Origin of the sequence: Streptomyces sp. A012304, assembly GCF_026008495.1 — a bacterium.
GTDB lineage: Bacteria > Actinomycetota > Actinomycetes > Streptomycetales > Streptomycetaceae > Streptomyces.
In genome coordinates, this window is record NZ_BQUN01000087.1 from 41,761 (window position 1) to 50,549 (window position 8,789).

At 71.6% G+C, this 8,789-nt stretch carries 5 protein-coding genes; 4 read left to right on the forward strand and 1 reads right to left on the reverse strand.

The window, feature by feature from the left end:
• Positions 1-33 precede the first annotated feature (33 nt).
• The 4 genes from ALMP_RS18355 (at position 34) to ALMP_RS18370 (ending at position 8,155) form a co-directional block, all read left to right on the forward strand.
• Entirely contained in the window at positions 34-1,815 is a 1,782-nt protein-coding gene (locus tag ALMP_RS18355) for a putative Ig domain-containing protein (RefSeq protein ID WP_264929546.1), read from the forward strand.
• A 16-nt stretch (positions 1,816-1,831) separates the two neighbouring features.
• Positions 1,832-5,161, forward strand: a complete 3,330-nt coding sequence (locus tag ALMP_RS18360) for an alginate lyase family protein (RefSeq protein WP_264929548.1) — start codon at positions 1,832-1,834, stop codon at positions 5,159-5,161.
• Positions 5,162-5,185: 24 nt separating this feature from the next.
• Entirely contained in the window at positions 5,186-6,433 is a 1,248-nt protein-coding gene (locus tag ALMP_RS18365; RefSeq protein ID WP_264929550.1) for an alginate lyase family protein, read from the forward strand.
• A gap of 93 nt (positions 6,434-6,526) precedes the next feature.
• On the forward strand, positions 6,527-8,155 hold the full coding sequence (locus ALMP_RS18370; protein ID WP_264929552.1) for a carboxylesterase/lipase family protein: 1,629 nt from the start codon (positions 6,527-6,529) through the stop codon (positions 8,153-8,155).
• A gap of 39 nt (positions 8,156-8,194) precedes the next feature.
• On the opposite strand, the gene ALMP_RS18375 is transcribed toward ALMP_RS18370, so the two are convergent.
• Positions 8,195-8,789 (reverse strand): LacI family DNA-binding transcriptional regulator (locus tag ALMP_RS18375; protein WP_264929554.1); only part of this gene is annotated, 595 nt, incomplete at its 5' end.

Here is an 8,789-nt window from a genome sequence, read left to right on the forward strand (position 1 = left end):
GACCGACTCCCCTCTTATGCAAGGAATGCCGACATGAACGACACTCAGACGACCGGCCTGTCCCGGCGTACCGTCATCCAGGCCGCGGGGGCCGCCGCGGCCGCCTACTCCCTGATCGGCACGGCGGCGGGCACGGCCGCGGCCGCGGACGACAGACCCGAGGCCGCCGACCGGCTGGTGATCCACCCGGTACCGGGCGCGATGCCGATCAACACCACCTTCGTCGTCAAGGCCCGCACCCCCGGCGGCCAGTGGAAGCCGGTGCCGGTCCTGCGCGCCGGCACCAAGACGATCAACGAGAAGACCGGTGGCGGCATCGTCCGGCAGACCTCGGTCGCCAGCCTCGACTTCACCGGCACCGTCGAGGTGCAGGTCACCTGGTCCAAGGGCGCCATCCCCTCGGCGCGGATCCGCCCGCTGTCGTACGGCATCACCCCCGAGGTGAGCGGCGACACCCTCACCTTCAGCCTCAGCGAGCCGCGCAACCTCTCCATCGAGATCGACGGCGACATCTACGGCAACCTGCAACTGCACGCCAACCCGATCGAGAAGACGCGGCCCGAGGCGGACGACCCCGACGTCATCTACTTCGGCCCGGGCATCCACACGGTCCCGAACAACCTGCTCCAGGTGCCCAGCGGCAAGACCGTGTACCTGGCCGGCGGCGCCGTGCTGAAGGCGCAGGTGTCGTTCAACAAGGTGGAGAACGCCCGGCTGATCGGCCGCGGCATCATCGCCGAGACCGATGGCGGCACCACGGTGGCGTTCTCGAAGAACATCGAGATCGACGGCATCCTCGTGATGAACCTCAAGACCGGTTACTCCTGCACCATCGGCCAGTCGAAGCAGGTCACCGTCCGCAACCTGCACTCCTACAGCAGCGGCCAGTGGGGCGACGGCATCGACGTGTTCAGCAGCGAGGACGTCCTCGTCGAGGGCGTCTGGATGCGCAACAGCGACGACTGCATCGCCATCTACGCCCACCGCTGGGACTACTACGGCGACTGCCGCAACGTCACCGTCCGCGACTCCACCCTGTGGGCGGACGTAGCGCACCCGGTGAACATGGGCACCCACGGCAACCCGGACAAGCCCGAGACCATCGAGAACATCGTCTTCAGCAACATCGACATCCTCCAGCACCGCGAGCCGCAGGTCCTCTACCAGGGCTGCTTCGCCCTCAACCCCGGCGACCGCAACCTGATCCGCAACATTCGTATCCAGGACGTCCGGGTGGAGGACTTCACCTGGGGCCAGCTGATCAACATGCGCGTCATGGCCAACCGCTACAACGCCGCGCCCGGCCGTGGCATCCAGGACGTGTACGTGCGCAACCTCGCGTACAACGGCACGCACGCCAACATGGCGGTCATGACCGGCTACGACGCCGACCGGCCGATCAACAACGTCACCTTCCAGAACCTGGCGATCAACGGCACGGTCATCTACGACAAGATGCGCAAGCCGGGCTGGTACCTGACCACCGACATGGTGCCGATGTTCGCCAACGAGCACGTGAAGAACCTCCGCTTCCTGGACGCGGCCACGGCCGCCGCCACCGCGGCACCGGAGATCACCAGCGCGGGCGAGGCCACCGCCACCGCCCGTCAGGTCTTCAACCACCTCGTCACCGCGACCGCGCTGCCGACGTCGTTCGCCGCCGAAGGGCTGCCGAGCGGCCTCGAGTTCGATCCGAAGACGGGGCAGATCTCCGGGGTCCCGCAGGTCCCCGGCACCTACGCGGTCACCGTCTCCGCCGCGAACACCGTCGGCACGGCGACCAAGACCCTCACGCTCACCGTGCAGCACCCGTAAGACCAGGAGACACCTCGTGCATCCCCTCAGCCGACGGTCGTTCCTCGGCGCGGCGGGACTCGTGGCCGTGGCCGGAGGCGGACTGCTGTCCGCCTCCGCCGTGCCCGCGTGGGCCCGAACCGGCCAGGAGGCGACCGCCTTCAGACACCCCGGCCTGCTGCACAGCGCCGCCGACCTCGCCCGTATGAAGGCGGCGGTCGCCGCCCAGGAATCCCCGATCCACGACGGTTACCTCGCGCTCGCGGCGCACGCGCGCTCCAAGGCCACGTACACCGTCCAGAACACCGGGCAGATCACCTCCTGGGGTCGCGGTCCCACCAACTTCCAGAACCAGGCCGTCGCCGACTCGGCCGCCGCCTACCAGAACGCCCTCATGTGGTGCGTCACCGGCAACCGCGCCCACGCCGACAAGGCCCGCGACATCCTCAACGCCTGGTCGGCCTCCCTCACCGCCGTCACCGGCGCGGACGGGCCGCTCGGTGCCGGACTCCAGGCCTTCAAGTTCGTCAACGCGGCCGAGCTTCTGCGGCACACGGAATACGACGGATGGTCGGCGGAGGACATCGCCCGCTGCGAGGAATCCTTCCTGCGGGTGTGGTATCCGGCCGTATCCGGTTACATGCTGTACGCCAACGGAAACTGGGACCTGACGGCGATCCAGACGATCCTCGCCATCGGTGTGTTCTGCGAGGAGCGCACGCTCTTCGAGGACGCGCTGCGGTTCGCCGCCGCCGGCGCGGGCAACGGCAGCGTCCGCCACCGCATCGTCACCGACGTGGGCCAGGGCCAGGAGTCCGGCCGGGACCAGGGCCACGAACAGCTCGCCGTCGGCCTGCTCGCCGACGCCGCGCAGGTCGCCTGGAACCAGGGCGTCGACCTGTACGGCTTCGACGACAATCGGCTGCTGAAGAACGTCGAGTACGCCGCCCGCTACAACCTCGGCAACGACGTCCCGTTCGTCCCCGACCTGGACCGCACCGGCAAGTACGTCAAGAAGACGGTTTCCGCGATCGGACGGGGCAACCTGCCGCCGATCTACGAGATGGCGTACGCCCACTACGCCGGGGTCCGCGGCCTCGACACCCCCTACACCAAGGCGGCCGTCTTCCGCGGCACCGGCGGCGCCCGCGTCGTCGAGGGCAGCAACGACGACCTGCCCAGCTGGGGCACCCTCACCTACGCCGGCACGAAGGCCCCCGCACCGACCGCGCCCACGGCTCCGGCCGGTCTGACCGCGGTGGGCGGCGACAAGTCCGTCACCGTGACGTGGCTGCCGTCGGCGTGGGCCGAGTCGTACACGGTGCTGCGCGCCACCCGTGCCGACGGCCCGTACGAGAAGATCGCCTCCGGGCTCGGCCGGCCGGCGTACACCGACCGCGACGCCCGCCCGGGCCGCACCTACTACTACACGGTCACCGCGGACAACGCCCAAGCGAGCAGTGGAAGTTCCACCTGGGTGGCGGCCACCGCCGACCTGCCCGCCCCGTGGTCGACGCGAGACGTCGGGGACGTGAGGATCCCCGGCTCGGCCGTCTTCGACGGCGAGCGGTTCGTGCTGGAGGCCTCCGGCGACGCCGACTCCCACCGCCTGGTCTACCTGCCGCTGCCCGGCGACGGCACGATCACCGCGCGGATCGTGTGGCCGCTCAGCTCCCAGTACTCCAAGATCGGCGTCACCGTACGGGCCGGCCTGGACGCGGACGCGGCACACGCCTCCATGCTGATCCAGGGGCTGCCGCTGCACACGTGGAGCGGCGTGTGGACGGTACGCCCGCGGGCCGGGGCCGGTGTGTCGGCCACCGGCAGCACCCCCGTACCGCCCTCCCAGCAGCAGGCCATCACGACGAGCGCGGCGTTCCCGATCTCCGGCCTCGGCGCGCTGCCCGAGTCGGCGACCCCGTTGCAGGCCCCGTACGTCGAGGGCGCGGGCGACGGCTACCGGATGCGCATGCCGTACTGGGTGCGGGTGACCCGGCGCGGCGGCCGCTGCACCGGTGCCATATCACCGGACGGCATCCGGTGGACGGAAGTCGGCTCGACCGAGGTCGACGATATGCCGCACCTCGCCTACGCGGGCCTCACCCTCACCTCCTGTCTCGGCGTCGACGAGGACTACGCCGAGACCGGCACCGGCGCCTTCGACAACGTCAGCGTCGTCTCCCGCGCCGGCGGCGAGATCTGGTCCGTGCCGAGCCCCACCCGCACCGCCACCGACCTGCGGGCCACCACCGGCGCCGACGCGGTGGAGCTGGCCTGGACCGACCCGGACCTCGCGGCCTCCTACAAGGTGCTGCGCTCCACCGACGCCGACGGCCCCTACCTGACGGTCGCCACCGGTATCGCCCCGGTGGGCTTCGGCACCCGCATCCGGTACGCGGACGCCACCGGTACGCCCGGCACCACGTACCACTACGCCGTCGCCAAGACGAACTGCGCCGGACGCGGGCCCCTGTCGCGCCCGGCCACCGCGACCGCCCCGACGCCGGCGACGCCTCGGCTCACCTCCGCCACCACGGCGTTCGCGAACCAGGGCGTCCCCTTCCAGCACCTCCTGCGGGCCTCGCACGAGCCCACCCGGTTCACCGCCGAGGGCCTGCCCGACGGTCTGCGCCTCGACCGACGCACCGGTCTGATCTGCGGAACACCCACCGCGACCGGCGAGTTCACCGTCACCACCAGCGCGGGCAACGCGGCCGGCGACACCACCGGCACCCTCACCCTCACCGTCGGCACCCGGCCACCCGCACCCTGGACGTACGGCGACCTCGGCGACGTCGTCCTCGACGACCGCGCCTACGGCACCTTCGGTGTGGTCACCGTCCGCACCCCCGGCAGCACCGCCCATGAGGACGGGACCTTCGTGGTCCGGGGCGCCGGGACCGATCTCACCGTCAACAACCAAGGAATGACAGGCCAGTTCGTACGGCGGCCCGTCACCGGTGACTGCGAGGTCACCGCCCGGCTGGTCTCCCGGCGCGGCGCCACCACGGACCGGGTCGGCCTGCTCATGGCCAAGTCCCTGTCGCCGTTCGACCAGGCGGCCGGGGCGATCGTCACCGGCGGCAGCAGCGCACAGCTCATGCTGCGCCCCACCGTCGCCGGACGGTCCACCTTCACGGGCAACGCGGCGGTCACCGCCCCCTGCCTGCTGCGGCTGAAGCGCACCGGGACGCACTTCACCGCATCCGCCTCGTCCGACGGCGGCGCCACCTGGACCCCCCTCGCCGAGGGAGACATCCCCGGCTTCGGTGACGCCCCCTACTACGTGGGTCTCGTGGTCTGCTCCCGCGCCCCCCTGGCCCACAGCACCACCGAGTTCGACGAGGTGAGCATCACGTCCATGTAGTCCACACGGATCGGAGAAACACACATGAGCCGCACTTCCCCCCACACGCACCACCAGCGCGGCGAGGTGAGCCGCCGCGGTCTGCTGAAGACCGCCGGCGGCCTCACCGCCGCCCTCGCGCTCGGCGCCGGAGCGGCCGCCTCCACGGCCGGCGCGGCACCCGCCACCTTCACCCACCCCGGCATGCTGCACAACTGGGGCGACATCAACCGCGCCAAGGTCAGGGTCGCCGCGGGCGACGACCCCTGGCTGTCGGGCTGGAACCGGCTGACCGCCAACTCCCACTCCCAGTCCACCTGGACGCCCCGCCCGCAGGCCACCGTCATCCGCGGCGGCACGGGCGAGAACTACGGCCTGCTCTACAACGACATCGCCGCCGCCTACCAGAACGCCCTGCGCTGGCAGGTCGCCGGCACCGAGGCCAACGCGCGCTGCGCGGCCGACATCCTCAACGCCTGGTCGTCGACGCTCACCACGGTCACCGGCAACGCCGACCGCTTCCTGGCCGCCGGCATCTACGGCTGGCAGTTCGCCAACGCCGCCGAACTCATGCGCGGCTACAGCGGGTTCGACCTCGCCCGCTTCCAGCGGATGATGGTCGAGGTCTTCTACCCGCTCAACAACCAGTTCCTCACCGGCCACAACGACGCCTGCATCACCAACTACTGGGCGAACTGGGACCTGTGCAACATGGCCTCCGTCATGGCCATCGGGATCCTCACCGACGACGGCGCCAAGTACGACCAGGCCGTCACCTACTTCAAGTCGGGTGCCGGCAACGGCTCGATCGCCCACGCCGTGCCCTATCTCCACACCGACTCCGACGGCTACGCGCTCGGCCAGTGGCAGGAGTCGGGCCGCGACCAGGGGCACACCGTCATGGGCATGGGCCAGATGGGCGCGATCTGCGAGATGGCCTGGAACCAGGGCGACGACCTCTACTCCTACGACGGCCGCAGGTTCATGAAGGCCGCCCAGTACGTCGCCAAGTACAACCTCGGCTCCACCGTCCCCTTCACCACCTACACCTGGGGCAGCGGCCAGAACTGCGCCCAGCAGACGCAGACCGTCATCTCCTCCGCCTCCCGCGGCCAGGTCCGCCCCGTCTGGGCGATGCTCCACTACCACTACAACCGGCGCCTGTACCTGGACGACAAGTACATCTCCCAGATGTGCTTCTCCGTCGCCCCCGAGGGCGGCGGCGGGGACTACGGCTCCACCAGCGGCGGCTACGACCAACTGGGTTTCGGCACTCTCATGTACGCCAAATAGCCCTGCGTGAGGTCTCGTGCACCGGAATACCACGCGTCGCTGTGGTGCTCTGGTGTTACCGGTGCACGAGCGCGGCGAAGGGCTGGTGGGCAGATGACGGCAGGCCAGGCGAATCCCGACACCAGGACCGGGCAGGACCCCGTGGTCGCGACGCCGTACGGGGCCGTACGCGGCCGGTACGAGCACGGCGTGGCGGTCTTCCGGGGCATCCCGTACGCGGCGCCCCCCTTCGGGCCTCGCCGGTTCCGGCCGCCCGTGCCGCCCGAGCCGTGGGACGGCGTGCGCGACGCGGGCGCCTTCGGGCCGACGGCACCGAAACCGCCGTACTCCGACGCCTTCGCCGAGTACCTCTCCGACCCGGTCGTACCGGGGGATGACTGTCTCAACCTCAACGTCTGGACGCCCGATCCCGGCCCGGGCGCCCGGCTCCCCGTGCTGGTGTGGTTGCACGGCGGGGCGCTGACCAGGGGTTCCTCGGCGGTGCCCGTGTACGACGGACGGAGCTTCGCCCGGGACGGGATCGTCTTCGTCTCGATCAACTACCGGCTGGGAGTGGAGGGCTACGGACTGTTCCCGGACGCCCCCGCCAACCCCGGGCTGCGCGACCAGCTCGCCGCGCTGCGCTGGGTGCACGACGCGATCGAGGCGTTCGGCGGCGACCCCGGGCGGATCACCCTGGCCGGCCAGTCCGCCGGGGCGATCAGCGTCGGCGCCCTGATCGCCGCCCCGCAGGCCCAGGGCCTGTTCCGGCGGGCCGTGCTGCAGAGCGGACCGCCGGAGGCCTTCGAACGGGACAAGGTGCGCCGGATGGTCCGCCGGATGGCGCACCGGCTGAAGGTCCCCGCCACCGCGGAGGCCTTCGCCGCCGTCGACCGTGACCTGCTGCTGCGCACCCAGGCCGAGATCGGCAGACTCAGCAGCCCCGTTCTGGGCGGGCCGGCCTTCGGCATCGTCATCGACGGCGACCTGGTCCCCCGCGATCCCCTGGAGGCCCTCGTCGACGGCGACACGGCCCACGGCACCGACCTCCTGCTCGGCTGGACCAGCGACGAGTACCGGCTCTGGCTGGTCCCGGGCGGCCTGCTGGAACGCGTCGACCGTCTCGGCGCGGTCGCCCTGGCCGGCGCGATGGCCCGCTGCCACTGCGGCCACGAGGTGCCGCGCGGCTACCGCGCCCTGCACCCCGACGCCGGCACCGCCGAGACCGTCGGCCAGATGGTCACCGACCACCTGCTGCGCCTGCCGCTCCAGCGGCTGGCCGACGCCCGCCCCGGCTCGTCGTACGTCTACGAGTTCGCCTGGCCGTCGCTGCGCCCCGGACTGGGCGCCTGCCACGCCCTGGAGCTGGGCTTCGTCTTCGACACCGGGAGCGTGCCCGAGTCCGCGAAGCTGGCCGGCGAGGGCGCCCCGCAGGAGCTGGCCGACGCGATGCACGGGGCGTGGGTCCGGTTCGCGACGACGGGGGATCCGGGGTGGGAGGCCTGGGACGCGGCACATCCCGTACAGATCTTCGGCGACGGTATGCCGCATATCGCATACGGTCCACGGGATGCGGAACTCGATCTGTGGTCGACCGCCGACGGCACACCCGAGCCCGCCCGCACCGATGAGACCCCGCTCCCCGCCACGCCCGAGCCCCTCCTCTCCGGCCGCCCCTTCCGCAGCACCGAGCTGCGATCGGCGGTCCGCCGGCTGCGGCGGGTGGGAACACGAGGACGCTGACCCGACGGCGGTACGGCGACCAGGCGGGGCGGTCCGGGTTCACCGCAGCGCCCGCGACCCCTTCCCCACCCCCGCCACCGAGTCCCGCACCACCACGTGCGTGCCCAGCAGCAGGTGCTCGCCCTTCGCGTCCGGTGCCCGGCCGAGGACCGTACGGACGGCGAGCCGGCCCAGTTCCTCGTAGGGGACGTGCACGGTCGTCAGGGCCGGGTGGAGGTCGCGGGCGAAGGGGATGTCGTCGTAACCGGCCAGCGACACGTCGCCCGGCACGTCCAGGCCCGCCTCGTGCAGGGCGGTCAGGGCGCCGGCCGCGACCATGTCGGTGGCGGCCACCACGGCCGTGAACTCCAGCTTGTCGTCGAGGGCACGGCGCATCAGCCGGTGCCCGGAGTCGCGGGTGAAGTCGCCGTGCAGGACCAGCGCCGGGTCCGGTTCCAGGCCGCGGGCCCGGTGGGCGCCGACGTAACCGCGTTCACGGCCGAGCGCGGTGGTGTGGTCCGGCTTGCCGCCGAGGAAGAGCACCCGCCGGTGCCCCTGGGCGAGGACGTGCGCGACCAGGGCGTAGGCGCCGCCCTCGTTGTCGTACTCGACGACCGTCACCGGCGCGCCGGGTCCCAGCGGCGGGCGGCCCCCC